Here is a 26,859-nt window from a genome sequence, read left to right as displayed (position 1 = left end):
GAGTATGCAATTGCACGAATTAAAGCCGAGCGTCGGCTCCCGTCATGCCCGCAAACGTCTGGGCCGCGGTACTTCTAGCGGTCAAGGTAAGACAGCCGGTAAAGGGACAAAGGGTCAATTGGCACGTCAGGGCGGCAAGACGCGTCTTGGCTTCGAAGGTGGCCAGATGCCATTGTTCCGGCGGATGCCAAAACGCGGTTTCAACAACATTAACCGCAAAGAATACGCAATCGTTAACCTTTCCGATCTTAACCGTTTCGACGATGGTGCCGAAGTAACGCCAGCAGCCTTGATCGACGCTGGTATTGTTAAGAACGAAAAGAACGGTGTCAAGTTGCTGGCAGACGGCAAACTTGAGAAAAAATTGACCATTAAGGTTGCAAAAGCTTCAACCGCAGCAAAAGCTGCTGTTGAAGCAGCTGGCGGTTCGATTGAGGTGATCTAATGCTGAGGACCCTAAAAAACGCGCTCAAGGTTAAAGACATCCGTAACAAGATCCTCTTCACTTTAGCGGTTTTATTGGTCTATCGATTAGGTACACTGATCGCAGTGCCAGGCGTTAACGCCAAAGCACTGCAGTCAATTGGCTCGACAGGCTTGATCTCACTGCTGGATACTGTCAGCGGTGGCGGACTTGCGCAATACTCCATCTTTTCGATGGGTGTTTCGCCGTATATTACGGCGCAAATTGTGGTTCAGCTGCTGCAAATGGATATCGTTCCGAAATTTGTTGAGTGGAGCAAGCAAGGGGAAGTCGGTCGGCGCAAGCTGAATCAGGTCACCCGTTATCTAACCATCATTTTTGGGTTCTTTCAGGCAATTGGGATTACAGCCGGCTTTCAAACGTTAAGTTCGATGGGCTTGGTCAATAATCCGTCTGTTAGTACCTACATTACGATCGGGATCATCCTCACCGGCGGTACTATGTTGCTGACCTGGATGGGTGAACAAATCACCGATAAGGGGCTTGGTAATGGTGTTTCGCTGCTGATCTTCTCAGGGATCGTTGCACGCCTGCCTTCAGGTCTTCAGGAGTTATATCGGGACAATGTTCAGGTATACTCCGGCGCCGAGATCTGGAAAGGAATTGCGTTCTTGGCCGCCTTGGCAGTGATTGTGATTATCGTGATCACTTTCGTTACTTGGGTACAACAAGCAAACTACAAGATTCCAATTCAGTATACCCGCCGCGTTACCAGTGCAGGTAGCAATAGTTACCTGCCACTTAAGGTGAACGTTGCTGGTGTTATTCCGGTTATTTTTGCGAGTTCTTTCATTGTAACGCCGCAGACAATTTTAATGGCTTTTCAGAAGAGTCATGGTAGTGATGGTTGGTATCAGGTCATGACCAACATCTTCAATATGCAAAAGCCTGCCGGAACTGCGATCTATACGATTTTGATTATCCTGTTCACATTCTTCTATGCGTTCGTTCAGGTCAATCCCGAAAAGGTCGCAGAAAACCTAACCAAACAAGGCAGCTACATTCCCGGTGTTTGGCCGGGTAAGGAAACTGAGAATTATATCTCGCGACTGCTTATGCGCTTGTCAACAGTCGGGGCATTGTTCCTTGGTTTGGTTGCCTTACTACCGCAACTGGCCGCTAACATTTGGGGGCTGCCACAATCAATCGGGCTTGGTGGAACCAGTCTGCTGATTGTTGTCATGACCGCAATTGAATTAGTTCGGCAGTTAGACGGCTTGCTCATGAAACGTGAGTATGTCGGCTTTATCCGTGGTGATTTGGTTAAGGATGATCAGAAGAAGTAAAAAAATCGTACGTTAACCGGTTCAATTTTTGAATCGGCTAACGCGGCAAAAGCAGTGTATGGGCTAGTGCACCCGGCAATCAAAAGATTCAGGCATTTAGTTTGAATCCAAGACTTTGCTGCTGCGCTGGCGTGTATATTTAGAGGAGGATGCAACGTGAATCTCATTTTAATGGGACTTCCCGGTGCAGGGAAAGGCACGCAGGCAGAACGGATTGAGGATACTTATCCGATTGCACATATTTCTACTGGGGATATGTTTCGAGCTGCAATGGCTGCTGGCACGGCATTGGGTAAAGAAGCAAAGGGGTTTATTGATAAGGGACAGTTGGTACCGGATTCCGTGACCAACGGCATTGTCAAAGAACGTCTTGCTGAATCTGATACCGACGCCGGTTACATGCTTGACGGCTTTCCGCGCACCATTCAACAAGCAGAGGCACTCGAAACGATCACAGCTGATCTCAAGAAGCCGTTAGATGCTGTTATCAACATTGATGTTGCGCCTGCAAAATTGGTTGACCGTTTGTCTGGCCGGTTTATCTGCAAGACATGCGGAGCAACTTATCACAAAATCTACAACCCGCCAAAGGTTGCCGGCACTTGTGATCGTTGCGGCGGTCACGAATTTTTCCAACGTGAAGATGACAAGCCGGCAACGGTTAAGAATCGACTTAAAGTAAACATCGAGATGAACACGCCGCTATTGGACTTCTATAAGAAGAAGGGCCTGCTGCACACGGTTAATGGCGACCAGGACATCGATAAGGTGTTTGCCGATATCAAAGCGATTTTGGCGACTGTGGCAAAATAAGTGCTTGGACGATTGCACGCCCCTCATGACTGTTTTCAAAGTCGAAGAATTATGGTACAATATCGCGGTATGCGGTGAGTGCCAATCGGCCTCACCCTTTTCGCGCGTTAATAGAACCAATAATTTTTAGGAGGAAACACTTCGTGGCAAAAGACGATGTAATTGAGATCCAAGGCACCGTGACGGATACCTTACCCAACGCGATGTTCAAAGTCAAACTTGAAAACGGTGCGGAAATTCTCGCTCATGTTTCCGGTAAGATTCGGATGCACTATATTCGAATTCTCCCAGGGGACAAGGTAACGGTTGAATTGTCACCATACGATTTGACCAAAGGCCGGATCACCTACCGTTTCAAGTAGTTGCCAACTCAAGGAGGCTAAATTCTCATGAAAGTACGTCCATCTGTTAAAAAGATGTGCGAGCACTGCAAAGTGGTCCGTCGTAAGGGTCGGGTCATGATTATCTGCTCTGCAAACCCAAAGCATAAACAGCGTCAGGGATAATACAAACTAAAACAATAGGAGGTGTCATTGTACATGGCTCGTATCGCAGGTGTCGACTTACCACGTGGTAAGCAAATCGTCATTGCCTTAACCTATATTTATGGTGTTGGCAAGACAACCGCTCAAAAGGTTCTCAAGACTGCCGGTGTTCCGGAAGACGTTCGTCAAGATGACCTGACCCCAGAACAAGAAGACAAGATTCGTGCAGCTTTGGATTCATACAAAGTTGAAGGCGATCTCCGTCGTGAAGTGAACCTGAACATCAAACGTTTGATGGAAATCGGTTCATATCGCGGCATCCGTCATCGTCGTGGCTTGCCGGTTCGTGGGCAAAACACCAAAAACAATGCTCGCACCCGTAAAGGGAAGAAAGCAAGCATGGCAGGTAAGAAAAAATAATTAAAGGAGGTCATTGATCGATGGCAGGTAGAAAAACTACGCGGAAGCGCCGTGTCCGCAAGAACGTTGAATCTGGCGTGGCTCATATCCACTCAACCTTCAACAACACCTTAGTAATGATCACGGACCCTCGCGGCAATGCGATCGCTTGGTCCTCTGCTGGTGCACTCGGTTTTAAAGGTAGTCGTAAGTCAACGCCGTTTGCTGCGCAGATGGCAGCTGAAGCGGCTGCGAAGGAATCAATGGAACATGGCATGAAGTCGGTTGAAGTTGCGGTTAAGGGCCCTGGCTCTGGTCGTGAAGCTGCAATCCGTTCGCTTCAGGCAACAGGTCTTGAAGTTACTGCGATCCGTGATGTTACACCGGTTCCGCATAACGGTTCTCGTCCTCCAAAGCGTCGTCGTGTTTAATTGTTACCCTTCGACCGTTATGGCGGTCAGGCAGACAAATCTTCACTTCTCGTTTTGAAAGGGGTACAAACTAGATGATCGAATTCGAAAAGCCGAACATTACCAAAGTTGATGAAAGCACCAACTATGGCAAGTTTGTGGTTGAACCGTTGGAACGCGGCTACGGTACTACGTTAGGTAACTCGTTGCGGCGGATCCTTCTTTCTTCATTGCCGGGCGCAGCTGTCAGCAGCATCCAGATTGACGGGGTACTTCATGAGTTCTCGACAATCGATGGTGTGCTGGAAGATGTCACCCAAATCATTTTGAATATCAAAAAATTGGCACTCAAGATGAATATCGATGAAGACAAGAACATCGAAATTGATGTCAACGGTCCGGCTAAGGTAACTGCTGCTGATATCGTCACTGATCCTGATGTTGAGGTCTTAAATCCTGAACAGTATATCTGTACTGTTGCAGACGGCGGGCACTTCCATGTACGTATGACTGTTAAAAAGGGTCGCGGGTATGTGGCAGCTGACCAGAACAAGTCTGATGACATGCCAATCGGTGTTTTGCCGATCGACTCGATTTTCACCCCGATCAGCCGGGTTAACTATCAAGTTGAAAGCACCCGTGTTGGCCGTCGGAATGATTTCGACAAGTTAACGCTGGATGTTTGGACTAATGGCTCAATCTCACCACGTGAAGCCATCAGCTTAGCAGCGAAGATCCTGACCGAACACCTGGATATTTTCGTCAATCTGACGGATGAGGCTAAAAACGCCGAAATCATGGTTGAAAAAGAAGAAACACACAAGGAAAAGATGCTCGAGATGACCATCGAAGAGCTTGACTTGTCGGTTCGTTCTTACAACTGTTTGAAGCGTGCCGGGATCAACACGGTCCAGGAGTTAACCAACAAAACAGAAGCCGATATGATGAAAGTGCGCAACTTAGGCCGTAAGTCACTTGAAGAAGTTAAAAACAAGTTGGCTGATCTTGGCTTAGGTTTGCGTAAAGAAGACTAAAATTTCGAAAAGGAGGCCAATCCATGAGTTACCGTAAATTAGGGCGGACCAGCTCACAGCGTAAAGCAATGTTGCGTGATCTGACAACTGATCTGCTGATCAATGAACGGATCGTCACAACCGAAGCCCGCGCTAAGGAAGTTCGTTCGACTGCTGAAAAAATGATTACTTTGGGCAAGCGTGGCGATTTACATGCACGCCGCCAAGCAGCAGCTTATGTCCGCAACGAAATTGCAAGTGTCGAGGAACAAGAAGACAGCGTTATTGTGAAGTCCGCTTTGCAAAAGTTGTTCAGTGACCTGGCACCAAAATACGCAGATCGCAATGGCGGTTACACCCGCATCTTGAAGACTGCGCCACGTCGCGGTGACGGTGCCCCAATGGTTATCATTGAGCTCGTCTAAACACAGTTAAAAACCGGCTGGCCCTTGAAGGTCAACCAACTTTGATCATTTGATCGATGGAGCGTTACGATGGTGGCAGGCTCAGTCCTGCTTAGTCTAGCTTGAGAGCACCGGGCAACCGGTGTCTCCATCATTAAATGATTTTTTTGTGTGAGCGTGAACTGGCGCGGTCAGGAGCCGGAGTGTAAGTGGCCTTGGGCGTAATGGCCGGGTTTTGGCCATTGCGCCCAAGGTCCTTACATGCAGGCTCCTGCGCCAGTGAACGCGTTATAGAAAGCGGAAGCTAAGCCTCCACAAGCCCCAAATAGCACAGGTGTCAAAGAATAGGTCTTTGGCCATTTAGGCTTGAGGTCCTTACACGTAGATTTCTGCGACTGCGAGCGCGTTATAGAAAACGGAAATCAAGCCCATACTTTGCCTTCAATAGAACAGACTTTCAGTACCGGGTGGAGGGCTTTGCCCATTGCGCCAAGGGTCCTTACATGCAGGCTTCTGCGCTGGCGAGCGCGTTATAGAAAGCCAAACCTAAAATCCACACCTGCCGTCAATAGAACTTCCTATTGACCAAACAACCACACCCAAGTGGCAGTAAAAAGCAATCGCCCAGACCTGAAGCGATTCCTTTTTACCGCCACTTTTCTTATAGCCCGGTCGTCTGCGACCTGTCCATATTCAAGATGCAGGCGGCTAATAAAAAAAGTCACCGCCGATCCAGCACAGCCGTCATTTTTCCTGTATACTGCACAATATCGGAGGTGAATGGCATGCACAATTGGCTAAAAGAACGAACACCATGGCAGATTGGCTTGCTGGTTGTTGGAATTTGGTTAACGTTCACAGTTATTCTTGTCGCCTTGGTGATCAGTTTGACGCCTAACGTAGGAAGTTTCGGCGGCCCCTTTATTCCGAGCGTGTATCGAGATACCAATGGCAACGCAACCGTGAGATGGCTAAGTGACGTGTGGATTATTGCGATTATTTGTGGCTTCTTAACTGGTAGACAATACCGAAAACACAAAAAAAGTCCACATTTGATTCAAACTTTTATCCCACTCCTTACACTTTGGATCGCTGTGGTTGGCTTGGCTCAATGGTACCCTCTTGCAACCCAAACATTCCCCAAGTCTACGGCCGGTATTCTATTACTGATGATGCTGAGCTTTTTAAGTATCTTTCCGGCTGGCATCATATCTGCCTATGTCGGATTGTTTAAAAAAGGCGGTCGTATGATTTGGGCAGTCTTCTTCATTTTCCTTGTGCAAATGTTGCGCCCGAACTTGTGGATTGTGAATGGTGAAAGTCACTTCGGCATTGCAATGCTTCATACTGATCCGACAAGGTGGGAAGCGTGGGTACTGATGATACTTGGCGTGATCGTTGTTGCCGTCTTTGCCTTTTTAAGTACGAATGATGATATTGTTAAAAGAAAATTCTAATGGTCCGTCTTTTTTACATCTGTTTTACTGCTTAATATCGGTGACAGCGTAAGTGCTTATTCCCAACAACTCAGTAAAATATGGTATTATTGTTCGGTATACAAAGCGTAGGAAGAAGGGTCGTCGTGGGCAACGTCATTCGTGTTCAACACTTGAATTACACTTATCCCGAGGCAAAACATCAAGCACTGACGGATGTTTCTTTTGATGTGGCTAAGGGTGAATGGCTCGCCATTATCGGGCATAATGGCAGCGGCAAAAGTACGCTGGCGAAGAATCTGAATGGGTTGTTGGCGCCTGAGTCGGGTACGGTCGAAGTCGCCGGAATGACGCTCAGTGAAGAAACGGTCTGGGATATTCGCGCCAAAGTCGGCATTGTTTTCCAAAATCCCGATAATCAGTTTGTCGGTGCAACAGTGGCTGATGATGTCGCGTTTGGTTTGGAAAATCGGGGTGTTCCCCGTGATGAAATGGTCAAACGCGTTGATGAGTCACTGAAACGGGTTGGTATGACGGCGTTTGCCGATCGCGAGCCGGCGCGGTTGTCGGGTGGTCAAAAGCAGCGGGTCGCAATCGCCGGGATTATTGCCCAGCGGCCGGAGATTATCATTTTGGATGAATCAACGTCAATGCTGGATCCGACTGGTCGCCAGGAAGTGTTAGGGGTCATTCGTGAGTTAAAAGACGAACTTAACCTGACTGTCTTGTCGATTACACATGATATTGACGAAGCCGCGGTTGCTCATCGGATTATTTTGCTTAACGATGGTAAAATCAACGAAATTGGAACGCCAAGCGACATCTTTGCCCATGGTACGGACTTGTTGCGCTTGGGATTGGACGTTCCGTATTCGGAAAAGCTGAAAGATGCCTTGATTCAGCGTGGGGTGGCAATGCCGAAAGCATATTTGGATAATGAAAGGTTGGTAGACTACCTGTGGACATTACATTCGACCATGTGAGCTTTACCTATCAGGCAGGTACACCTTTCGCCGGTGACGGCATTAAAGATGTTTCCGGCACGATTCATGATGGCAGTTATACCGCGATCATTGGCCATACAGGTTCTGGGAAGTCAACGATTCTCCAGCACTTAAATGCGTTGCTAAAACCGACATCCGGTACGGTGACGATTGGCGACAAGGTGATCACCAACGAAACGAATAATAAGAATTTAAAACCATTGCGGCAAAAAGTCGGCATGGTGTTTCAGTTTGCCGAAAACCAGTTGTTTGAACAAACCGTTGCCAAAGACATTGCGTTTGGTCCGCAGAATTTCGGTGTGAGTGAACAGGATGCTTTGGCATTGGCTGACAAAATGGTCGCCATGGTTGGATTACCACATGATGTGCTAGAAAAGTCGCCTTTCGACTTATCCGGGGGGCAAATGCGGCGGGTTGCCATTGCCGGAGTATTGGCCATGCAGCCTGAAGTCTTGGTTCTGGATGAGCCCACAGCTGGATTGGATCCGGCCGGTCGCCACGAGATGATGACGATGTTTGAACGGTTGCATCGAGAACAAGGACAAACCATCGTCCTTGTGACCCACCAAATGGACGACGTAGCTGATTATGCCGACACCGTCTGGGTGATGGCAAAGGGACGCCTGATTAAAACGGGCACGCCGCGGGAAATCTTCAGTGATCCAGAATGGTTGAAAGCCAACCAGTTGGGACTACCTAAAACCGCCCAGATGGCGCAACAGTTGACAGCAAAGGGGTTCCATTTTGATCCGCAGCCGTTGACCGAGACCGAGCTGGCTGATCAGCTGTTGCCGCAGATTGGGGGTGGCCAGCGTGGATAAGCTTCTGCTTGGCCGGTATATTCCGGGCCATTCATGGATTCATGAGTTGGATCCGCGGACTAAACTGATGGCGAGTTTCTATTATATTGGCATTGTTTTTCTCGCCAACAACTGGCAGACATATTTAATGATGTTTGTTGCCACCTTATTCATGATCTGGCTATCCGGTATTCGGATTGGGTTTTTCCTGCGTGGTGTGCGGCCGTTGATTTGGCTGATTCTGTTTACCGTTGCCCTCCAGGTTTTGTTTGTGCGTGGCGGTACAGTCTACTGGCATTGGGGCTGGTTATGGATCACGAAGCTTGGGCTGATTAATGGTGCCTTTATTTTCGTTCGGTTTGTGTTGATCATTTTCATGTCGACCTTATTAACCTTGACCACGCAGCCATTGTCGTTGGCGGATGCGGTTGAAAGCTTGCTCAAACCATTACGCGTGATTCGGGTACCGGTCACCGAACTGGCACTGGTTTTGCAAATTGCCTTGCGCTTCGTACCAACATTAATGGATCAGACAACGAAAATTATGAATGCGCAGCGTGCGCGCGGCGTTGATTTCGGTGAAGGTAACATTTTCCAACAGATGAAAGCTGTCGTACCATTGCTGATTCCGCTGTTTGTTTCCAGTTTTACCACTGCGGATGAACTGGCCACGGCGATGGAGGCACGTGGCTACCAAGGTGGCGATGATCGCACGAAGTATCGAATCTTACGTTACCATCAGCGCGATTGGATTGCTGCAGGCGGGATGGCTGTTTTGACTGGGCTGTTGCTTTTGCTGCGGGCGTATTAGAAAGGAAACATGGTTTTTGACGCATTATAAAGTGACATTAGCTTACGATGGCACCAACTTTGCCGGCTATCAGGTTCAGCCAAAACAACGGACGGTTCAAGGCGTGTTGCAAAAAGCCTTGACCAAAATGACGAAGGGCCAGCCGGTGCATGTAGACGGATCGGGGCGGACCGATTCAGGCGTTCATGCTTTAGGTCAGGTGATTAGCTTTGATTACCCGGGAAATATTCCTGCCGAGTCAATGCTGCGGGCGATGAATTCATTGATGCCTTTAGATATCGAGATATTGAAGGCAGAAATTGTCGCCGCGGACTTTCATGCGCGCTACTCGGCTAAAGGCAAGCGTTACATGTATCGGGTTGCGCGCGGCTATTATACGAATCCGTTTAATCGGCTTTATACTGGCCACTATCCCTATAAGCTGGATGTTGCCCGAATTGGAGTTGCTCTGAAGGATCTCGTCGGCACACATGACTTTACGAGCTTCGCTGCCAGTGGTGGTGTGATTAAGGATAAGGTCCGGACGATTTACGAGGCGACGGTTCGCGAAGATACAGCGACAAATGAACTCATTTTTGAGTTTTATGGCAATGGGTTCTTGTACAACATGGTACGGATACTGGTTGCCACGGCGCTTGAGATCGGCAACGGCCGACGCGAAATCCATGACTTTCAACGGTTGTTTGAAGTTAGAGATCGGCAGCAGGCAAGAGGGACAGCGCCTGCTTCGGGATTGTACTTGAAGGAAGTTTATTATTAAGCTTAAAAAAGGCGGTGACACAGTGTCACCGCCTTTTTTGTTAAGCTTGATTTTTCAATTGCGTTTGATGAACTATTTCCGCATTCAGAAGACATGCTTGCCGAACTTTTTCAATTTACCGTGTATAGTGGCGAATAATGGCATTTAGCGTTTCAGCAGCACCATTTTTGCCGGTTCCATCTTCATAGTACTTGCTGAAACGTGGATCTGAGACGTACAGGGCGGCAAGGCTACGATGGGCTTTTGGCGAGTATTGTTTGGATGGCCAGGTGAGCTGCAAAAATTGTTTGTGCAGTTTGAAAAGGTGTTTGGCTTCTGGCGTGTTGAAGTCGTTTGTGCCAACAAGGGGTTTTAATTCATCTAGAATCTTTTGTTGCAATGCAGTGAGCTGTGCCACTTGTGCTTGCGACATTTTGCGGAATTTCTCGTTACTGGCGTTCACAATGTCCTCACCGTATTGTTCGCGGACTTCTTTGCCAAAAGTTTGTTCATTATCATTGATTGCCCGATTTTTAAAGGCTGCGAATTTCTCATCGTCTGTCATAGTGTCGACCCCTTTCTCTAAAGTTTGATCCAAGGTTTGCAGCAATAAGCTCAGTTGGTCGCGTTTTGCCATGATCAGTTCGCGCTTACACCAAAAGAACCGCGGCCCGGGGCTGCGGTTCGCGGTTCATGATGTTCAGTTTTTGATTACTTCTTGAGAACCTTTTCTGCGAGTGCTTTGACTTCATCGTCGGACATGTCGAGGACTGGTTTCATTTCTTCCTCGGTCTTGATGGTGTCGCGGCTGTTCTTTTCCATGTAATAATCCCACAGCGCGTCACGAACGGGTGCTTCGCTGTCGCTCCAGTCAAATACCTTGTTCATTGGTTCATCGAGAAACAATGTCTTTTCAGGATCTACTGATGCCATAATGAATTACCTCCATGATTTAGACTCAATTTTGATACAGGTTCATTATAAGCCTTTTACCGGTTAATGATGCAAATTTTTAGCACTGTTTTTAATTGAGTGCTAAAAATTAAATAATTTTGACTAAATCGCAGTTTCCTGAATTTTTTCCAAGCTGGACTTAGGAAGGGCTCTGAGGTGGCCGTCGCGCATTTCATAAACGGTGTCGACGGGATCGAGTAATCGGGTGTCATGAGTGATCATGATGACGCCACGGTCGGTATTGTGCGCAATATCGGCGAGTTGTTGTACGACTTGCAGCGCACGCTTGGTGTCTAGGCTGGCGGTCGGCTCATCGGCCAAGACGATCGGCGGGTCATTGTACAGTGCCCGAGCGATGGCCACCCGCTGCCGCTCGCCGCCGGAAAGTGCCGCTGGGTAGTTGCCGGCAAGGTCGGTGATGCCCAGCATGTCAAATAACTCGCTTTTCGACATTTTGTGCTGTTTATGGTGATTGAACCGATCGACTAACGCCAGCTGATCTTTGACAGTTAAAAAGGGGATCAGATTGCTGGCTTGCAAGATGAAGCCGAATGTGTTGAAGCGCAGTTCAGTGCGTTGATGCTCCGTGAAATGTGTGGTGTCTTGATGATTAATGATGACCTTGCCGCCACTAGGACGCTGCAAATTACCGATAATGGTGAGCAGCGTGGTTTTTCCCGAGCCTGAAGGACCGATAATCGCGGAAAATTCACCGGCTTTCAAAACGAAATCGGTTGGTTGCAAGGCCGTGACTGCAGTGCGGCCGCTGCCGTATATTTTCGTTACTTGGGTTAATTCAACGAGATTGGTCATGCTATTCTCCTCCTCCGATGGCAGCTAATGGGTCGACTTTAATAATGCGTCGCAGCGAGAACAGGCCACCGACTAATGACATCACAATCAAAGCAGCGGCAATACTCGAGAAGAGTGCCGGGTTAGCATAGAACGGCATCGTTTTTGGCAAAATGAACTGCGTGAGTCCTAGCAATCCGGCGCCCATGCCAACTCCGACGACGGCAAGAATCAGAATCTGCCAGAACAACGCAGCGATAATGGAGCGGGTACGAATACCTTGCGCTCGCATGACGCCGTACATCGAGATTTTTTGAATCGTCAAAATATACATAAAAATGCCGATAATCAGTAGCATAATCCCGATCATGGCGCCAATCATCAGCGCAAAGGTGGACGTTTCGGCGGTATAACCAGGGATGTTGTTAATCAAGGTTGCCCGATCAATTTGTTGGGTTTTGGCGGGAATCGTCTTAAACGGGCGGGTACTGATGACGATTGAAACATTGGCCGCGTTGGCTTGGCCATATTTTAATTGGCGAAAAGTCGTCAAAGTTGTATAAAATACAGGTACAGTGTAGAAGCGGCGATCATGGGTGAAGCCGACAATTCGGTACTTTTGGTCACTACCATTGAGCGTAATGCGGTCACCTTTGTGCAGGCCTTCATTGGTCACACTATCGTCGGCCAGAACCTCATGATTGTTTCTTGGCATGCGGCCACTGGTGACAGTCGGCTTCAACTTGCCGGCGAGGTTAATCCCAAAAACGTTGCTATTGACTTTCTTATCCGTGCTAGTATTCTCGGCGACCACAGAAACTTGGCCGAGCACGGCGGTGTGCTTGTTAGCAACTTTATCGACCTGCTGTTTGGTCAGGCTGGAACTCAGCAGGTTTTTGTTGGCATATTTAGACATGAGTACATAATCACCAGGCAAGGCGTCAATTGCAGTGCGGTTGTTGCGCGCCAGTCCGGTTGCCAGACCCGTCAGGAAGAAGACCAGGTAGGCAATGAGGACAAACGTGACGACAACAAGAAGATAACGCGCCTTGTTATGCAGAATTTCTTTAATGGCAAGAAACATTTCGATCACCTCCACTTGAATTTTGTAAAATCATTATAGCACTCGTTTATCAATTGATAAATAAAAAGGGCTTGGTAAAAATGAATCAACGAGAACAGCAAAAGAAGGCGACCATTGCACGCATTTTGGCCGCAGCACAGACATTATTTATGACTAACGGCTATGCCAGCGTCACGACGCGGATGATTGCTGAAGCCAGCAACGTGCAGCAACCGTTGCTGTATCACTACTTTGGCACCAAAGAAAAACTGTACCTGGCAGTGGTGATGCAGGTGAGTGACAGCATGGCGGCCAAAATTGCGTCGGCGCAAACTGGCAGTGGCAGTCTAGCCGCTAAGGTGAACCATTTAGGGCATGTTTTGACCGATGACAATGATATGAACCTGCAGATGGTGATTCACGATATCGCCAGCTTGAAGGCCAGCGCGCGCGGACGGGTTTTCAAGGCATGGCAGGACAGTCTGCTCGCGCCGTTAGATCGCTTTTTTGCGGGTTTTCAATCAGAATTACTGAAGGTGTATCAGCCTCGCGAAGTCACGTTATATTTTTTAAACGTTCTGGCTGTTTATTTGCGACCGTCTAATACTGCAGAAAACGGTGGCTTCCAACAACAACTGCCACTTGATCGGGCGTTGCAGATGTTTTGTACGGGTGTTAGCCGAACGGACGAAAAAAAGTGATGTGGGGACTTCTTTTGTTCATGAGATTAACGGCCTCATTCCTCTTTTAAATAACAAACATTTTAATTTTTGTGATAAGCTTAGTATTAATTAAAGGTTGATCAAGCATAGCAACAAGGAGAGCACGCGCATGAGGGTTACCGGGGATTTTTGGGTGAGACATGTCAATCGGTGTGACTATGTGCCACAAGCTGACCCGCGAGAAAGCGGTGTTGCAGCTTTGAGCATGGTTTTGAAATTTTATGGGGCAGAGATATCACCGACGCGTTTGCGGGCACTGGCTGAAGTGGACCAGACCGGGACGACATTAGATGACCTGATTCATGCTGCCGAGGCGCTTCATTTCACAACGAAAAGTGTTATCAACATCACGCCGAAGCACTTAAACGAAACCCCGCTTATTGTGGCGAACCGAGACGCGCAGGCCGGCCAGCAACGTTTTGCCGTTGTGTTCAAAGTCACCAAACGGCATTTGTTGGTAGCGGATCCTGATGTGACGGTTGGTGTTAAGTGGTTATCGTATCAACAATTCAACCAAACCTGGGCTGCAGCCGGCGCCATTATTAAACCGAGATTGAACCATACAGCCGTTAAAATGCCTTCATCACCTTTACAGACGATTAAAGCGTTGATTTTGCAGCAAAAAGTGGCCTTGGTGCATTTAATACTTGCGATGCTAGCGACGACAGGTATCAGTGTTGCAGGAGCTTTTTTCCTTCAGATCATTGTGGATACTTATCTGCCGAATGGATTAATGAGGCCGTTAGCCATCATGGCGCTTGCACTAATGGGAGCAGGGCTTTTTGAAGCAGTGCTGACCTGGGGCCGTGAGCTTTTGTTGGGGATGTTGGATCAGCGGCTCATGATTGATGTGACCTTGGCCTACGTGCGGCGGTTATACGCCATGCCCTTACCTTTTTTGAATCGCCAGCGACAAACACTCACTGCCCAAGTGGTCGAAATGAATCGGCTCATTGGGGTTGCAGCCAAAACGCTTGTAACTCAGTGGCTTGAGACGCTCGCAGCGACAATATTACTTGTTTTACTGGTTGGCATGAACTGGAAGTTGGCGCTACTAGCCGTTCTGGCTATATTCGGGGATGCCTTACTGATGTGGTTTTTCCGTGATCGTTTGCGAGCAGTCGGTTACGCTACGAGTCAGTCCGATGTGGCGGTTAACACCGAAATTACTGAAGGCCTTCGTGGCGTTGAGACAATGCAGGCATTACGTGCCGAACCGGATCTTTTTCGGCGGGTTGATCAGGCCTTTGCCGATGATTTACATAAAAAGTTTGCTCAGCTGCAGTTTGTGCAACTTCAACGGGCGGTGCAGCGGACGTTTCATTTCATTTTAACAGTCGGCCTCTTATGGCTAGGTGCCGGCATGGTCTTAACACAACAACTTAGCCTCGGCCAATTGGTAGCATTTGCTGCCTTGTTCGTTTACTTTATCGGCCACTTGACACAGGTGGTGCGGTTGCAGCCGCAACGGCAATTGATTGGCGTTGCCGACAGCTGCTTGCGTGATCTTCCGTCAAGCAGTGCGGCTGATCAACAACGGCGCGTCAGTGATTCGCAACAAATTGCCGGGACGATTAAATTAAGCCAAGTAACGTTTGGCTATCGGCAAAAGCAGCCGGTTTTACAAAAGATTGATTTAACGATTATGCCAAATCATAACGTGGCAGTCGTTGGCGCAAGTGGCGCTGGTAAAACGACTTTGGCACGTTTGATTGATGGCATATGGCCACTCGACGCCAGAAGTGGAACGATCACTTTTAACCAAACGAATATTAATGACATTCGCTTGTCGCTACTACGCCAATATGTTGCCTATGTTCCAGAACGGCCGGTGATTTTTTCCGGCTCCATCCTGGACAACCTGCGTCTTGGCAATCGATCTGACGTGACCGATGATGATATGGATGCTGCTTGTGAAACGGCCGAAATTGCCGATGACATTACAAACCTGCCAAACCTAGTCTACACACTGGTTGATGCCAATACCGAAACGCTGACAGCGAGTCAAAAGCAGCGGCTGGTAATTGCCCGGGCGTTATTATCGCCGGCAAAAGTACTCATTTTTGACGGGACTTTTAGCCAGATCGAAAGTGCCATGGCTGAGCGAATTCTTAATCGCCTGTTTGCGATCAAGAATCGAACGATTATTTTAATGACGCAACAACCACAGCTAGCGCGTAATGCCGATAAAATTGTTGTGTTGGTTAATGGCCGCATCGTTGAGCGGGGAAGCTATCCGATTTTGTTTGCCAAGCACGGGTATTATGCCCAAATGCTGAGGAGGTAGTCGCCATGAGTCAAAAAGAAAATCAATTGGTGACGGCTACTGATTTTACCCGGCGTTTCAAGCATTTTAAGCGTTGGATCGCTTTACCATTCATCGTGTTTATTTGTCTCCTCGTTCTGTTTTTGGCCTTTACCAAACAAGAAAAAGCCATTCAGGCAAATGGCACCATGGCTACCAGTCAGCGAGGCCGGGCGCTTTATGTACAAGGCCCGGCGACTATCACCCGAGTCATGATGCAGTTCGGCCAAAGGGTTCGCAAAAATCAGCCTATTTTGGTTTATCGCGTAATCGCTGATACTGATCGAATTGACGATCTTGCCAGTCAGATAACTGACCTGAAAAAACAGCAAAAGCAATTGCAAGTTTTCGGACAAAGCGTTGATCAAAATAAGAATCTTTTTTCAAAAGCCGATCAATATGGCTATCAACAAGCGGTACAGACTTATTTAAACCAACGGCAAAAGGTGACGCAGACGTTATCTGGAAATGCGGCGGCGAGTGACAACCAGGCGCTTGACAACAAAAAGCAGGAGGTTGCCCAGCTGCTGACAACGATAATCGCTCAGACGGCGACCGAGATCGGCCAGATTCAAGTTGCTGAAGCTGCCATTCACGGTCAAGGAAGTGTTGCCGCTGACAATCCTTATGCTGGCTTTTATCAACATTACCAGCAGGCAGTCGCCACCGCAGATGCAGCGGAGAAGGCGGCCATTCAAACCCAAGATCTTGCTCAACTGCAAGGTCGATTAAATGATCGGCAAAAACAACTGGCTGCCTTGCAAGCACAGCAGCAAGAGAATCAACAAACGACAGGAACTGGTCAGGCCAGTGCAGAAACGTTGCTAACGACTTTGCAAACCATAACTGAGCAAACAGTTGCAGCGGACGCGAAACGCATCCAGCAAACCCTTGGAAAGCTTGAGGCAAAAGACAATGATTTAAGGCACGCCAGCCAACCGCAAACCATTAAAGCACCAGTAACAGGGTTGATCTATTTTCGCCAGTCAGCGGTGGCTGATCAGCAAATCGTTGCTAAAAGACAGGTAATCGGCCGGATTTTACCTGAGCAAAATCACCAATCTTCAATCAGCTTCAACTTGAAGGTCGCAAAAAAGGACGTTTCTAGCGTTAAACGTGGTCAGCAGGTGCGTGTAAAAGTCGAACCAAATGCTGGGGACACACTTATACTTACCGGAAAAGTCACGCAGATACCATCAACAAACCAGCTGCAGCAAGGAGCCTTGCAGATAACGGTTCAGAGTCGGGTTAGTCAATCGCAACTTGCCCGGCTTCATGACGGAATAACGGTACATGCTTCGATTGTTACCGGCTCGCAATCTTCCTGGCAGGCATTGGTGCGGAAGCTTGGGGTCTAACGGCAGAAGTTTTGTGATGATGCTAAAAACCCACCGACAAACTCGCTTGTGTTGTAATTTAACATTGACTTGAGCCTGAATCGTTGGTATTCTAATAGCTGGTATTGTTTGCCCCACGATAAGCCCCGGAAACTTAACGTGTTCAAACAAGCACAGAATTATGGAGGAAACAAATCGTGCGTACAACATTTTTGGCTAAGCCAGGTGAAATCGAACGTAAATGGTATGTGATTGACGCAACGGATATCGCGTTGGGTCGTCTGTCATCTGTCGTTGCTTCGATCTTGCGTGGTAAGAACAAGCCGCAATTCACCCCAAACGTTGATACCGGTGACAATGTGATCGTTATCAATGCTTCCAAGCTAAAGTTGACTGGCAAAAAAGCCTCAGACAAGATTTACTATCGTCACAGTCAGCATCCAGGTGGTTTGAAACATGAAATTGCTGGGGATCTCTTGCGGGACAACCCGGCACGTCTGGTTGAATATTCTGTTAAGAAGATGCTCCCGACCAAGAATACACTTGGCCATCAGCAATTCTTGAAGCTTCATGTCTATGCTGGGGAGGAACACCCGCATTTGGCACAGAAGCCAGAAGTACTCGACATTTCAAACTTAATCTAAGGAGGCAATTACTGTGGCACAAGTACAATACGCAGGTACAGGTCGTCGCAAGAACTCCGTTGCCCGGGTCCGTTTGGTCCCCGGCACCGGCAAGATCACGATGAACGGTAAAGACGTTCGCGACTACCTTCCATATGAAAACCTGATCACCGATTTAACTCAGCCATTTGGCATCACCGAAACCACTGGCAGCTACGACGTTCTTGTTAACGTCAATGGCGGCGGCTTCTCTGGCCAAGCTGGCGCAACTCGTCACGGCATTGCCCGTGCCCTGTTGACCGTTGATCCTGACTTCCGCGGCCCACTTAAGAAGGCCGGCATGCTGACCCGTGACCCTCGTATGAAGGAACGGAAGAAGTATGGTTTGAAGAAGGCTCGTAAAGCTTCACAATTCTCCAAGCGTTAATCATTCGATCAATATTTGGAGCATCGACACTTTCCCGAAGTTTGGGGAGGTGTTTTTTTGTGGCAAACAAATGCACCAAAGCTTTACGATGCGCTTGGATATGGATAATGGCAGTGTTTCTGACGATGAAATGGCAAAATGTGTATTAGTAGGAGGGTCAGTCGATCTTTAATTAACTAACACATTCAAACACAGTTTCATGCTATAATGGTGTTTGAATGTGGGAGATGAGGATATGCGATTTGATCCTATAAGAAAAATACTAGAAACAAATAACGGGCAAGTTACTCGCCGACAAGTTGACCAGGCTGGACTTGACCCACATATACTTGTGGAACTAACTAGATCTGGAAAGTTGGAACGAGTAGATCGGGGTGTGTACATCGATCCAGCTATTTTTGAAGATGACATGTATATTTTACAGTACCGGTTTAGCAAAGGAATTTTTTTTAAAGATACAGCATTGTTTTTACATGACATGATTGATCGGACGCCGGGAACGTATGAGATGAATTTCCCGCAGGACTATCATCCAACTAAGATTGATCAGTATCCAGTCAAGGTCTACCGACAAAAAAACGCGTGGTATGAACTCGGTGTAGAACTTGTTAAAAGTCCAGGGCAGCATATGGTACGAACTTATAATATTGAACGTACATTGTGTGATATTCTAAGAACGCGCGATCGATCTGATGCAGAAACCATTCAACAAGCGATGGTATCGTTTTCAAGGATGAAGCATAAGAATTTGCATCGCTTAAGTGAATATGCGGATATTTTTAATGTGAAAGATAAGATCAGCCCCTATATGGAGGTGCTTTTATGAAACTTGGCTTCAATAATGGTCAGCAGTTTAAGACAAAAGTTAGAAACCTAGCTAGGCAAAACCACATTGACCCGCAGCTATTGATGCAGGAGGTTGTGTTGGACGAGATTGTCTACAGAATTTCTAGATCAAGATATCGCGATAACTTGATTCTAAAGGGCGGGTTCTTGATTGCCTCTATGTTGGGTGTTGATACCCGTTCCACACGTGATATTGACACATCAATCAAGGGGTTGCCAGTGACTAAGGATGAGGTATTTAAGGTTTTCTCGGAAATTGCAGATATGAATGATCTTGATAGTGACATTGCGATTCAAATCATTAAAATTAATGAAATCCGTGTTGCAGCTGACTATGCAGGTTTTCGCATTCAGGTGTTGGCTAAGATCTTTGCCAGTGAGATTGTCACTAAGATTGATGTTTCAACGGGGGATGTGATTACGCCGCGTGAAATTTCGTGGCACCATCGTACCATATTCAACGATCAGGATATTACAATCATGGCATATAATGTCGAGACAATTCTATCGGAAAAGTTGGAGTCATTGGTAGCCAGAAAAGACTTGAATACAAGGCTCAAGGATTATTATGATTTGTACTTATTTGATAAAGTGCAAATTCAAAACATTGATTTTGCAACATTAAAATCAGCGTTATGGGCGACTGCTAAGCTCCGAGGAACGGAGATGTTGTTGCCGAATTACATATCAACTATTGAGTCTCTTCGGGTCAATAATAGCCTGAAAATCTTGTGGAAGAAGTATCAAGAACGTAACGAGTATGCATGCGGTATAAAGTTTGAGGCCACGTGTGATGCCGCCATTGATTTGGTTAGTCGTGCTGAGATATAGGTTGTAGAAGATGATCGAACGCACTCGCCCACACATTCAAACATAGTCCAGCATGTTTGAACGTGTGCACGTGCTCAGTTGGTCAGATAAGCGCCGCTCTGTGTCATCTAGCAAAGAGATGGTGGTCAACAACCTTGAAACTTCAATTCCTCCGAACACGGGCATATGCCGTCATTTTACACAGTTGTTATCGGAGTGTGTGTAAAACGGCGGTATATAACTTGAAAAAGTAAAAGGGTCTCTTGACCAGCCATGGTAGGGAGAATATCTTAAATTTAACAAAATTGATTTTTGATATGTAGCCTAATTCAGACAAAACAAGGGAGCATGACATGTTCACGCTTTTACTCGGTTTTCTTTTAGCTTTTAACGGTTGCGTGTTTATCGCTGCCTACTTTAAGCTTCGTGAAAACGATACTCGCGAGATACTTGAAGTTTCACCATTTGGTATCGTCCTGTTTGTCTTATTGGCAGGAGAAGTTGCTAAGCTCCTTGGCGTAAACAATCCTTACCGCCGCGCTTCGTTAGTGGGTGGCATTGTTTTGATGCCTACTTCGCTTGTCTTAATTGCGATAGGACTGGGAGAAATTATGGCTTAAGGTCTTTCATTTCGGACTTTGCTTGTAAAACGGTCATTTAGTGCCTGGTTTTTAAAATTCGGTAACGTCAAATATTTCTTGAATCGCATGGTTCATATTTGTGAAAGGATCATTTAGGAAAAGCGGTTCAGAATATCCATTTTCTAGAGCATCAGCATTCATCTTAGCTGTTTTCACCTTGTCATAAAGAAGGTCATCGTAAGGCTTTCCCTTAAAACGTTCGTAATTTGTGTTGAAGAAAGCAGGACCTGACAGAATACTGTTTAACTTAGTTGGCGTGTATGGGCGCCGGACGGATTGAAAATGCATCAAGATCCAGATTTCAAGATTGACATTTGAGAAAATGATAGACATGTTGTGTTGCATGGCGAACCTGCGACAATCCGCAATTTCACTTGGGCCTAAACTGTCTCTATCAAATACGACATAGACTTCTTCTGCCTGCTCATTGTTTTTTAGCCGCTGAACTTTTTGGAAGGCTTTTTTAAGTAGCGACATGCCACTCAGGCCAACGGAAGTGATGACCAATTTAGGTGAGTGGACGTGTACATTGGCTGCATGATACTTTCTTTTTAACATTTTGAAATAAGCTTTTTCTGACTCGCCTTCGCAGTAAATTGCGATGATCTTTTTATAAGGTATCTTCCGTGATTTTCGGGGCATCATTACTTCCTCGTTGGTGGATTGCTGGCATTTAATGCGTTGAGCATCTCGTCGACATCAATTTGCGGCAGGGAGCCGAATCGGCCTTCAATATAGCGCTTCATATATTGAACGTCATGGCGGGCTGTGTTTTTACTGTCCTTGAAATCAAAAACAGAGTAAAGCGAACTTCTGCCTTGAAAATCTTTCTCAACCAAATAAATTTGATCCGTTCGCAATTCTGAATTGAGCAGTTGCAGTTCGTGGGTGGTCAAAATGAACTGGTTTCTATTTTGCTTAGAGTTGAAGATTTCGATTAACGCTTTTGATAATTCGAAATGTAGGGAATCATCAAATTCGTCGAAGAGAATTGTTTTACCATTGCCGTTAAGATGGGCATTGATGATAGAGAGTGCAATCAGAAAAATCTTTTGGGTGCCCCGTGATTCTTGAGTAAGTGGGATTTCCTCAGTGCCAATAACGTTGCCGTTATCATCGTATTGTTTGTGGGAAGCATAGAGTTCTTTTCGAGTATCAGGAAGGTCAATCTCTGGTTGCAAAGTCGCCATGATTTTTTTGATCTCTTCCGGGAGGCTCAAAGGAATATCTCTGACTTTAACATCAACAATATTGAAGTCAGCAAAGCGAAGAAAGCGTAGAAATTCATTTTTGATTCGTTTGTCATCCATTAACTCGGTTAGCTGGTCAGGAATAATGTTCTTGCTATTGACGAAAACAAGATCCTTTTGAAACCATTCGAGAACTGTAATTGCCGCGGAAATATTTGCCTTTTGTGCATTGAAAAGAAAAAGTGAGTTCTTTTTGGTATTTGCGGCAACTTTCTTAAGCTCCTCATCCAGCACCGGATAATTTTGACCCTCCCTAGCAAAAATCGTCCGTTCAGTTGTTTTGAGAACCTGGGTTAGTTTCTCGGCAACGATTGCTTTGGAAACGTAAGAGAAGGAATATTGAAAGGTTTGATTTCCATAATTGAATTTAACTTGAAATTTGGTCGGTGTTTTGGCATTAAGCGGATTTAACCTAAATGGATTATACGGCAATGATGTAGTGATTTTATCAGGGTCGTTTAAGACCATGGATCGCATCAATTTAAGTGCATTGATGATATTTGTCTTGCCAGAGCCGTTTGGACCAATAATTATGAGATTTTTTAGCAGCGAACTTTTGTTTTCCCTGATGGTATTGGTTTCCTTGAGGCGGCTGAGACGTTCACCTGTTTCAGCTGAAAGGATCATTTCGTCTTTGATAGAAGTAGCATTCTGGACGGAAAATTCAATAAGCATGATGGTAACCCTCCTTTGTGCTTTATATAGGCAGTATATCATGGTTAGATTGAAAAGTCTTAGCAGATGCATAAAAAGTGTGAACTGCAATTCGTGGCTCTTTGCGTGCAACTTTTATTATCTAATTTAGCGAGATATTTATGAGAGTTATCTTCGTTATGACATTCATCAGTTCACGCCTTTATGTGTTTAATGTCATTATGGAGGTGTCTTTCAGTGTGAGATACTACAATGAGATCATGAATCATTTGCCTCATGCACTGCCGTAAAACGTTCCCTATAGCGTGACAATCACAAACAAAAATCCGCCATCCTCTTCATATTCGTAATTAACAAAGACCATGTTAAAATGATAACAAGTATGGTCTCTCAATTAACCAAAGAAGGCGGAAGTTTGAATCATGATACATTTAAAGAATATGTGATATCCCATTGCCATGCTGTACGTGATTTTCGGCGGCGCGCGGTTGTCTACCAGCGGCTGAAGCACGCGCAGGGATGCGCGGCGGACCAGCGAGATCCCGTGATAGAAGAAAAGGCTGTTGAGGTGATGGTGGAGCGGTTTGTGTGCAGCGCTTATTGCAACTTGAAACGCTACATTAAAGAAGAGGATCAAGACTCGCGGCAGGCTTGGATTGCTTTCATCGAACAGCAAGACGTCTTGGCTAGCTTGGAGGCAAGTGCCAGCCAGATAGTTTTGCACGACGAGTGAGTGAAGGTTAGCTGTGCTTTGTTGACGGTCAATTAGCATTCAAGTGGTTAGCATATGCCCGCTGGTGCGCCGCGCTATTGATCTGCACGGATTTTTTTCCTGTCGAAAAGTCGTAAAAGTGAACTTGCTTACAAACCCGTTAGTTACGCCTTGTGATTTGTTAGACAATTCTATTTCCAACATAAACGCCCACTTGATAAACTATCTGAAAGCTTGGCAGCTATGGAAACAAGCATCTCTTTGAATAGCTGGCGGCTGGAAATTAAAAAAGGGGCGAAACGACATTGAAAAAAATGCTAATAGGATTGGTTGTCCTGATTGTGCTGGGATTCGGTGCCATGAAAGCTTATCAACATTTTAGCTACGGCGGTCCGAGCTACTATACGAAGATTACGGAAAAAGGTAAAGAATCAAATGATAGTGAAGGCAACAAGCAGTATGACTATAAGTTGACCGGTTATGATGAAAAGGGTCAAGCCAAGCAACTCAAGTTTAAAGTTTATCGTGACCGGCCTTTGAAGATGAATGCGTACCTAAAAATGACTTACAACAAAAATCGCGGCGTTACCCGCTGGCAAAGTGTTCCGTCTAAAGATGTGCCAAAAGCGGCAAGAGAGAAATTAGATTAAGCGACTGCTCTTTGGTCAATAGCGCGAGTATTAAGAAGCGACAAGGTTTCGGTTGATGGGATTTAAAAGATCAAAGCCTTGTTTTTCTTTTGCCACGATATGCTCATTGATACACGACTGCCTCCTCATTAACAGGCGGTACACCAGCAACTTTCTTGTCGCAGCTGTCGGAACAGTCGTAGGTGCAAAAAATCAGAAGTAAAGAAAAGTTAAAGTGGCTTACAAAGACGTTAGCTTGAAAAGGCTGTTTGTTAGCCCATTATCAGGAAATGCCGGTCTAGAGCCGGTATGATGACATTATTCAAAAAAGCAAACACGCAAATGGAGGATTATCATGGACAAACAACCAGTTGTAACGGTTGAAAATGTGACCAAAACTTATGGCAAACGCGGTGAAAAGCAGACGCCAGCATTGAAAGGTGTTAGTTTCCAGGTTGAACCCGGTGAATTCGTTGGCATCATGGGGGCGTCTGGTTCAGGGAAGACGACCTTGCTGAACATTCTCAGTACACTTGATCGCCCGACTTCTGGTGCTGTTCGCATTAAAGGCGAAGATGTGACCAAGTTAAAAGGTAATGCACTTTCGGATTTTCGGGCCAAGAAAATCGGCTTCATTTTCCAGGACTTCAATTTATTGGAGAACCTGACAGGCCGGGAAAATATTGCCTTACCGCTGGCGCTACAGAATGTCAGTGCCAAAAAGCAACAGGCAGCGGTTGATCAAATTGCGGCAACGCTTGGCATTGCTGCGGTGTTGGATCATTATCCGACCGAGTTATCCGGCGGCCAAAAACAGCGGGTGGCTGCAGCACGGGCCTTGGTTCAACAACCGGACATTTTGTTTGGGGATGAACCGACAGGCGCCTTGGACTCCAAAGCAGCGCGCGAGTTGCTACACACAATGGATGATTTAAATAAGAATCACGGGGTTTCGATTTTACTCGTGACGCATGATCCGTTTTCAGCGAGTTATGCAAGTCGGATTCTTTTCATTAAAGACGGGCAAATCGGATCTGAGTTGGTGCATGGGGATAAGAGCCAAGAAGCGTTCTATCAGGAAATCCTGGAAACACTTGGCACATTTCAAAAATAAGGAGCGGCATCTATGTTAAGCAAACTTGCACTTGGCGGCTTAAAGAACCGCTTCCGCGACTATGCGGTGCTATTTTCTGGACTGGTGATTGCCAGTGCCGTCTTTTATATGTTCATGGCGCTGGCAACGAACACCAGCTTCTTAAAACAAAATTCGCCGATTAGCTACACGCCGTTTATTTTTGGCTTTGGGGCAGTGTTGCTGGCGATCATTACGTTTGTCTATATTGTTTACGCCAACAGTTTCCTGCTGAGCATGCGGCAGCGCGATTATGCGATGTTTATGATGCTCGGAGCAAAAGGGCGGAAGATCGGACAGCTCATTTTTCTTGAAACAGTTGCGATTGGGATTTTCGCAACGTTTGCGGGCGTTTTGATTGGGTTAGTCGGCACCAATTTTATTGGTAAATGGTTGATTAATGCCCTGCACGCCCAAGCAACCGGCTTCTCCGCTATCTGGGTACCGGCGATTTTATGGACGTTCGGATTCTTCGTTGTCTTGTTCATTTTATCGGCGATTTACAATACGGCTAAGTTGCTAAAAATGCCGATGATGCGGCTATTGCGGCAAGCGCAAACGCCGAATCGGGTTAAACAGAAGAAGATCTTTTTCGCTTTGCAAATCGTATTAGGCTTAATTTTACTGGCGATTGGCTATTACTGTATGGGTAATGCGCTTCATATTGGCATTAAAGCCATCCCGACTGCATTGGTTACCATCGTGATGGGGACATATTTCTTATTCAACGCTGTCTTTGTGGCCTTGATTGCCTTGTTGAAGCGCAACCATTCCTTTGCTTCCAAACAGCTGCACACTTTTACATTGTCGCAATTGAGTTTTCGGATTCGCGACTATACACGGATCCTGTCCGTTGTATCCATTTTGGTAGCCTTGGCATTAGGGGCGATCACTGTTGGACTAGGGTTTACCCACGATATTCCGGTGCTGGCAAGTCAATACACCGCTTATGATTTGACGGTTGCATCACCAAATGCCCAAACGCAAGCTGAGATCAAAAAGTTGCAAGGCGTCACTGAGAAGCAGCAGTATACGCTCAAGTCAGATGCCAAAACGGTTTATATCAGCCAGCGTGCACTTGACGCTCATCCGTTAAAGGTTCAGATCCGTGATCAGAGTAAGAGTGGCAAGTTGCGCTCGGTCACGTTAACAAGCCGCAACTTTAACAAAATCGCAACGCAATACTCAGGCGCTATTGGGATCTTTATTGGTAATAACCGCGGAAAACAAATGCGGGTTGCAGATGACGCGACCTTTGCCAAACTCGGGAATGCCGAAACATTGACGACATTTAGAGTCAAAAACTTCAACCAAAATTATGACACCATTGAAAAGATTATAAACTTGCAAAATAAACAGTATCCCAAGCTGTGGGGACATGAAAGCGATCAGAAATTCGTGTCGTATTCCATTCTCAATGGGATGTACTCTGGCCTTGCCTTTATGGGCTTCTTCTTAGGGCTGTCGTTCTTGGCAATGTTGGCTTCGACCTTGATGTTTAAGATTTTATCCGGCGCTAACTACGACAAGCGCCGCTACCTGATGTTGCAGAAAATCGGCGCACGTCCCCAGGTGCTACGTCGCTCCATTCGGCAAGAAATCGGCGTGCTCTTCCTTCTACCAGGTATCGTCGGCATGATCCACGTTTTGTTCGGATTACAATTGTTCAAAATGATTCTGCAGGCACCTTATGACAACCTAATCGTGCCGTTCGGCGTATTCATCGTACTTTATGGTTTATACTATCTGATCACCACTTGGATGTATCAGAGTATCGTGATCAACAAGGATCTGGCTACTAAAGGTTAAAACTGAGATTTGGTCCCAATCAGTCAGATCAACTATTAAGGGCGTTAGTTTTCGACTTAGGAAAACTAG

Annotated in this window: 31 protein-coding genes and 1 pseudogene; 26 read left to right on the top strand and 6 right to left on the bottom strand. The window is 46.4% G+C overall.

All coding sequences use genetic code 11. The annotated features are described in order from the left end of the window. Nucleotides 1-4 precede the first annotated feature (4 nt). From rplO to truA, 14 genes are all read left to right on the top strand, one after another. Nucleotides 5-445, top strand: coding sequence for a 50S ribosomal protein L15 (gene rplO / locus LACPH_RS11665; RefSeq protein WP_005692118.1), 441 nt, complete (start codon nucleotides 5-7; stop codon nucleotides 443-445). Further along, nucleotides 445-1,770 carry a preprotein translocase subunit SecY gene (secY, locus tag LACPH_RS11660; protein WP_306387024.1) on the top strand — a complete coding sequence of 442 codons (1,326 nt, stop codon included), beginning with the start codon at nucleotides 445-447 and terminating at the stop codon, nucleotides 1,768-1,770. The genes rplO and secY overlap by 1 nt, the downstream gene beginning before the upstream one ends. A gap of 156 nt (nucleotides 1,771-1,926) precedes the next feature. Further along, nucleotides 1,927-2,583, top strand: a complete 657-nt coding sequence (locus tag LACPH_RS11655; RefSeq protein WP_010492594.1) for an adenylate kinase — start codon at nucleotides 1,927-1,929, stop codon at nucleotides 2,581-2,583. Nucleotides 2,584-2,726: 143 nt separating this feature from the next. After that, nucleotides 2,727-2,945 (top strand): translation initiation factor IF-1, encoded by a 219-nt coding sequence (gene infA / locus LACPH_RS11650; RefSeq protein ID WP_003567521.1) that lies wholly within the window; start codon nucleotides 2,727-2,729, stop codon nucleotides 2,943-2,945. Between the two features lie 27 nt (nucleotides 2,946-2,972). Further along, nucleotides 2,973-3,089, top strand: coding sequence for a 50S ribosomal protein L36 (gene rpmJ / locus LACPH_RS11645; protein WP_003567518.1), 117 nt, complete (start codon nucleotides 2,973-2,975; stop codon nucleotides 3,087-3,089). Between the two features lie 33 nt (nucleotides 3,090-3,122). Continuing rightward, a complete protein-coding gene (rpsM, locus tag LACPH_RS11640) occupies nucleotides 3,123-3,488 on the top strand; it encodes a 30S ribosomal protein S13 (RefSeq protein WP_010492591.1) in 366 nt (121 codons plus the stop codon). 20 nt (nucleotides 3,489-3,508) lie between these two features. Beyond that, a complete protein-coding gene (gene rpsK / locus LACPH_RS11635) occupies nucleotides 3,509-3,898 on the top strand; it encodes a 30S ribosomal protein S11 (protein WP_003567514.1) in 390 nt (129 codons plus the stop codon). 74 nt (nucleotides 3,899-3,972) lie between these two features. Beyond that, nucleotides 3,973-4,911 carry a DNA-directed RNA polymerase subunit alpha gene (locus LACPH_RS11630; RefSeq protein WP_306387023.1) on the top strand — a complete coding sequence of 313 codons (939 nt, stop codon included), beginning with the start codon at nucleotides 3,973-3,975 and terminating at the stop codon, nucleotides 4,909-4,911. Between the two features lie 23 nt (nucleotides 4,912-4,934). Next, on the top strand, nucleotides 4,935-5,315 hold the full coding sequence (gene rplQ / locus LACPH_RS11625; protein WP_010492577.1) for a 50S ribosomal protein L17: 381 nt from the start codon (nucleotides 4,935-4,937) through the stop codon (nucleotides 5,313-5,315). A gap of 560 nt (nucleotides 5,316-5,875) precedes the next feature. Continuing rightward, on the top strand, nucleotides 5,876-6,751 hold the full coding sequence (locus tag LACPH_RS11620; RefSeq protein WP_306387022.1) for a hypothetical protein: 876 nt from the start codon (nucleotides 5,876-5,878) through the stop codon (nucleotides 6,749-6,751). A gap of 125 nt (nucleotides 6,752-6,876) precedes the next feature. Next, on the top strand, nucleotides 6,877-7,713 hold the full coding sequence (locus LACPH_RS11615; protein WP_306387021.1) for an energy-coupling factor ABC transporter ATP-binding protein: 837 nt from the start codon (nucleotides 6,877-6,879) through the stop codon (nucleotides 7,711-7,713). Continuing rightward, entirely contained in the window at nucleotides 7,689-8,555 is an 867-nt protein-coding gene (locus tag LACPH_RS11610; protein ID WP_010492570.1) for an energy-coupling factor ABC transporter ATP-binding protein, read from the top strand. The genes LACPH_RS11615 and LACPH_RS11610 overlap by 25 nt, the downstream gene beginning before the upstream one ends. Further along, nucleotides 8,548-9,345, top strand: a complete 798-nt coding sequence (locus tag LACPH_RS11605) for an energy-coupling factor transporter transmembrane component T family protein (RefSeq protein ID WP_010492569.1) — start codon at nucleotides 8,548-8,550, stop codon at nucleotides 9,343-9,345. Before LACPH_RS11610 ends, LACPH_RS11605 begins: the two co-directional genes overlap by 8 nt. Before the next feature lie 16 nt (nucleotides 9,346-9,361). After that, nucleotides 9,362-10,105, top strand: coding sequence for a tRNA pseudouridine(38-40) synthase TruA (truA, locus tag LACPH_RS11600; protein ID WP_306387020.1), 744 nt, complete (start codon nucleotides 9,362-9,364; stop codon nucleotides 10,103-10,105). Nucleotides 10,106-10,220: 115 nt separating this feature from the next. On the opposite strand, the pseudogene LACPH_RS11595 reads toward truA, so the two are convergent. The 4 genes and pseudogenes from LACPH_RS11595 to LACPH_RS11580 all read right to left on the bottom strand — a co-directional run. Beyond that, nucleotides 10,221-10,736, bottom strand: a pseudogene (locus LACPH_RS11595) (TipAS antibiotic-recognition domain-containing protein); the annotation flags it as partial. A 59-nt stretch (nucleotides 10,737-10,795) separates the two neighbouring features. Then, on the bottom strand, nucleotides 10,796-11,017 hold the full coding sequence (locus tag LACPH_RS11590) for a P8 family protein (RefSeq protein WP_003567496.1): 222 nt from the start codon (nucleotides 11,015-11,017) through the stop codon (nucleotides 10,796-10,798). Nucleotides 11,018-11,140: 123 nt separating this feature from the next. After that, nucleotides 11,141-11,851, bottom strand: a complete 711-nt coding sequence (locus tag LACPH_RS11585) for an ABC transporter ATP-binding protein (RefSeq protein ID WP_306387019.1) — start codon at nucleotides 11,849-11,851, stop codon at nucleotides 11,141-11,143. Between the two features lies 1 nt (nucleotide 11,852). Beyond that, nucleotides 11,853-12,914, bottom strand: coding sequence for an ABC transporter permease (locus LACPH_RS11580; protein WP_306387018.1), 1,062 nt, complete (start codon nucleotides 12,912-12,914; stop codon nucleotides 11,853-11,855). A gap of 80 nt (nucleotides 12,915-12,994) precedes the next feature. Here LACPH_RS11580 and LACPH_RS11575 point away from each other — a divergent pair, with 80 nt between their 5' ends. The 8 genes from LACPH_RS11575 (at nucleotide 12,995) to LACPH_RS11540 (ending at nucleotide 20,583) form a co-directional block, all read left to right on the top strand. Beyond that, nucleotides 12,995-13,594: a TetR/AcrR family transcriptional regulator gene (locus LACPH_RS11575; protein WP_025012548.1), complete on the top strand. Its 600-nt coding sequence runs from the start codon at nucleotides 12,995-12,997 to the stop codon at nucleotides 13,592-13,594. Nucleotides 13,595-13,724: 130 nt separating this feature from the next. Then, nucleotides 13,725-15,902 carry a peptide cleavage/export ABC transporter gene (locus tag LACPH_RS11570; RefSeq protein WP_306387017.1) on the top strand — a complete coding sequence of 726 codons (2,178 nt, stop codon included), beginning with the start codon at nucleotides 13,725-13,727 and terminating at the stop codon, nucleotides 15,900-15,902. Between the two features lie 5 nt (nucleotides 15,903-15,907). After that, nucleotides 15,908-17,278 (top strand): HlyD family secretion protein, encoded by a 1,371-nt coding sequence (locus LACPH_RS11565; RefSeq protein ID WP_306387016.1) that lies wholly within the window; start codon nucleotides 15,908-15,910, stop codon nucleotides 17,276-17,278. A 176-nt stretch (nucleotides 17,279-17,454) separates the two neighbouring features. Beyond that, entirely contained in the window at nucleotides 17,455-17,901 is a 447-nt protein-coding gene (rplM, locus tag LACPH_RS11560) for a 50S ribosomal protein L13 (RefSeq protein ID WP_005686771.1), read from the top strand. A gap of 13 nt (nucleotides 17,902-17,914) precedes the next feature. After that, nucleotides 17,915-18,307 carry a 30S ribosomal protein S9 gene (rpsI, locus tag LACPH_RS11555; RefSeq protein ID WP_010492533.1) on the top strand — a complete coding sequence of 131 codons (393 nt, stop codon included), beginning with the start codon at nucleotides 17,915-17,917 and terminating at the stop codon, nucleotides 18,305-18,307. Nucleotides 18,308-18,542: 235 nt separating this feature from the next. Beyond that, nucleotides 18,543-19,133, top strand: coding sequence for a type IV toxin-antitoxin system AbiEi family antitoxin domain-containing protein (locus LACPH_RS11550; RefSeq protein WP_306387015.1), 591 nt, complete (start codon nucleotides 18,543-18,545; stop codon nucleotides 19,131-19,133). Then, nucleotides 19,130-19,984, top strand: a complete 855-nt coding sequence (locus LACPH_RS11545; RefSeq protein ID WP_087912814.1) for a nucleotidyl transferase AbiEii/AbiGii toxin family protein — start codon at nucleotides 19,130-19,132, stop codon at nucleotides 19,982-19,984. Before LACPH_RS11550 ends, LACPH_RS11545 begins: the two co-directional genes overlap by 4 nt. A gap of 332 nt (nucleotides 19,985-20,316) precedes the next feature. Further along, the gene (locus LACPH_RS11540; RefSeq protein ID WP_087912813.1) at nucleotides 20,317-20,583 is read left to right on the top strand and encodes a hypothetical protein; all 267 of its coding nucleotides are present in this window, start codon (nucleotides 20,317-20,319) and stop codon (nucleotides 20,581-20,583) included. Between the two features lie 51 nt (nucleotides 20,584-20,634). Here LACPH_RS11540 and LACPH_RS11535 read toward each other — a convergent pair whose 3' ends face one another. Together LACPH_RS11535 and LACPH_RS11530 are read right to left on the bottom strand one after the other, a co-directional pair. Continuing rightward, entirely contained in the window at nucleotides 20,635-21,249 is a 615-nt protein-coding gene (locus tag LACPH_RS11535) for an RloB family protein (protein WP_087912812.1), read from the bottom strand. Further along, on the bottom strand, nucleotides 21,249-22,529 hold the full coding sequence (locus LACPH_RS11530; RefSeq protein WP_306387014.1) for an AAA family ATPase: 1,281 nt from the start codon (nucleotides 22,527-22,529) through the stop codon (nucleotides 21,249-21,251). Before LACPH_RS11530 ends, LACPH_RS11535 begins: the two co-directional genes overlap by 1 nt. Before the next feature lie 394 nt (nucleotides 22,530-22,923). On the opposite strand from LACPH_RS11530, the gene LACPH_RS11525 reads away from it, so the two are divergent. The 4 genes from LACPH_RS11525 to LACPH_RS11510 all read left to right on the top strand — a co-directional run bounded on the left by LACPH_RS11525 (nucleotide 22,924) and on the right by LACPH_RS11510 (nucleotide 26,790). Further along, the gene (locus tag LACPH_RS11525) at nucleotides 22,924-23,241 is read left to right on the top strand and encodes a hypothetical protein (RefSeq protein ID WP_306387013.1); all 318 of its coding nucleotides are present in this window, start codon (nucleotides 22,924-22,926) and stop codon (nucleotides 23,239-23,241) included. 284 nt (nucleotides 23,242-23,525) lie between these two features. Continuing rightward, the gene (locus tag LACPH_RS11520) at nucleotides 23,526-23,870 is read left to right on the top strand and encodes a YxeA family protein (RefSeq protein WP_306387012.1); all 345 of its coding nucleotides are present in this window, start codon (nucleotides 23,526-23,528) and stop codon (nucleotides 23,868-23,870) included. 334 nt (nucleotides 23,871-24,204) lie between these two features. Then, entirely contained in the window at nucleotides 24,205-24,963 is a 759-nt protein-coding gene (locus LACPH_RS11515; RefSeq protein WP_306387011.1) for an ABC transporter ATP-binding protein, read from the top strand. 12 nt (nucleotides 24,964-24,975) lie between these two features. Then, a complete protein-coding gene (locus LACPH_RS11510; protein ID WP_306387010.1) occupies nucleotides 24,976-26,790 on the top strand; it encodes an FtsX-like permease family protein in 1,815 nt (604 codons plus the stop codon). The last annotated feature ends 69 nt before the right edge of the window (nucleotides 26,791-26,859 follow it).

It is taken from the genome of Lacticaseibacillus parahuelsenbergensis (assembly GCF_030770265.1).
Taxonomy (GTDB): domain Bacteria; phylum Bacillota; class Bacilli; order Lactobacillales; family Lactobacillaceae; genus Lacticaseibacillus; species Lacticaseibacillus casei.
Note: the sequence above shows the minus strand (reverse complement) of the source record. Positions and strands in the feature narration are given on the sequence as shown.

Coding starts and splice junctions, on each gene's coding strand:
- LACPH_RS11530 (WP_306387014.1), bottom strand. CDS start 22,529: ATGCTTATTGAATTTTCCGTCCAGAATGCTACTTCTATCAAAGACGAA.
- LACPH_RS11630 (WP_306387023.1), top strand. CDS start 3,973: ATGATCGAATTCGAAAAGCCGAACATTACCAAAGTTGATGAAAGCACC.
- LACPH_RS11515 (WP_306387011.1), top strand. CDS start 24,205: ATGGACAAACAACCAGTTGTAACGGTTGAAAATGTGACCAAAACTTAT.
- rplQ (WP_010492577.1), top strand. CDS start 4,935: ATGAGTTACCGTAAATTAGGGCGGACCAGCTCACAGCGTAAAGCAATG.
- LACPH_RS11565 (WP_306387016.1), top strand. CDS start 15,908: ATGAGTCAAAAAGAAAATCAATTGGTGACGGCTACTGATTTTACCCGG.
- LACPH_RS11510 (WP_306387010.1), top strand. CDS start 24,976: ATGTTAAGCAAACTTGCACTTGGCGGCTTAAAGAACCGCTTCCGCGAC.
- LACPH_RS11585 (WP_306387019.1), bottom strand. CDS start 11,851: ATGACCAATCTCGTTGAATTAACCCAAGTAACGAAAATATACGGCAGC.
- LACPH_RS11570 (WP_306387017.1), top strand. CDS start 13,725: ATGAGGGTTACCGGGGATTTTTGGGTGAGACATGTCAATCGGTGTGAC.
- rpsK (WP_003567514.1), top strand. CDS start 3,509: ATGGCAGGTAGAAAAACTACGCGGAAGCGCCGTGTCCGCAAGAACGTT.
- LACPH_RS11550 (WP_306387015.1), top strand. CDS start 18,543: ATGCGATTTGATCCTATAAGAAAAATACTAGAAACAAATAACGGGCAA.
- rpsM (WP_010492591.1), top strand. CDS start 3,123: ATGGCTCGTATCGCAGGTGTCGACTTACCACGTGGTAAGCAAATCGTC.
- rplO (WP_005692118.1), top strand. CDS start 5: ATGCAATTGCACGAATTAAAGCCGAGCGTCGGCTCCCGTCATGCCCGC.
- LACPH_RS11545 (WP_087912814.1), top strand. CDS start 19,130: ATGAAACTTGGCTTCAATAATGGTCAGCAGTTTAAGACAAAAGTTAGA.
- LACPH_RS11540 (WP_087912813.1), top strand. CDS start 20,317: ATGTTCACGCTTTTACTCGGTTTTCTTTTAGCTTTTAACGGTTGCGTG.
- LACPH_RS11575 (WP_025012548.1), top strand. CDS start 12,995: ATGAATCAACGAGAACAGCAAAAGAAGGCGACCATTGCACGCATTTTG.
- LACPH_RS11580 (WP_306387018.1), bottom strand. CDS start 12,914: ATGTTTCTTGCCATTAAAGAAATTCTGCATAACAAGGCGCGTTATCTT.
- LACPH_RS11590 (WP_003567496.1), bottom strand. CDS start 11,017: ATGGCATCAGTAGATCCTGAAAAGACATTGTTTCTCGATGAACCAATG.
- secY (WP_306387024.1), top strand. CDS start 445: ATGCTGAGGACCCTAAAAAACGCGCTCAAGGTTAAAGACATCCGTAAC.
- rpmJ (WP_003567518.1), top strand. CDS start 2,973: ATGAAAGTACGTCCATCTGTTAAAAAGATGTGCGAGCACTGCAAAGTG.
- LACPH_RS11535 (WP_087912812.1), bottom strand. CDS start 21,249: ATGATGCCCCGAAAATCACGGAAGATACCTTATAAAAAGATCATCGCA.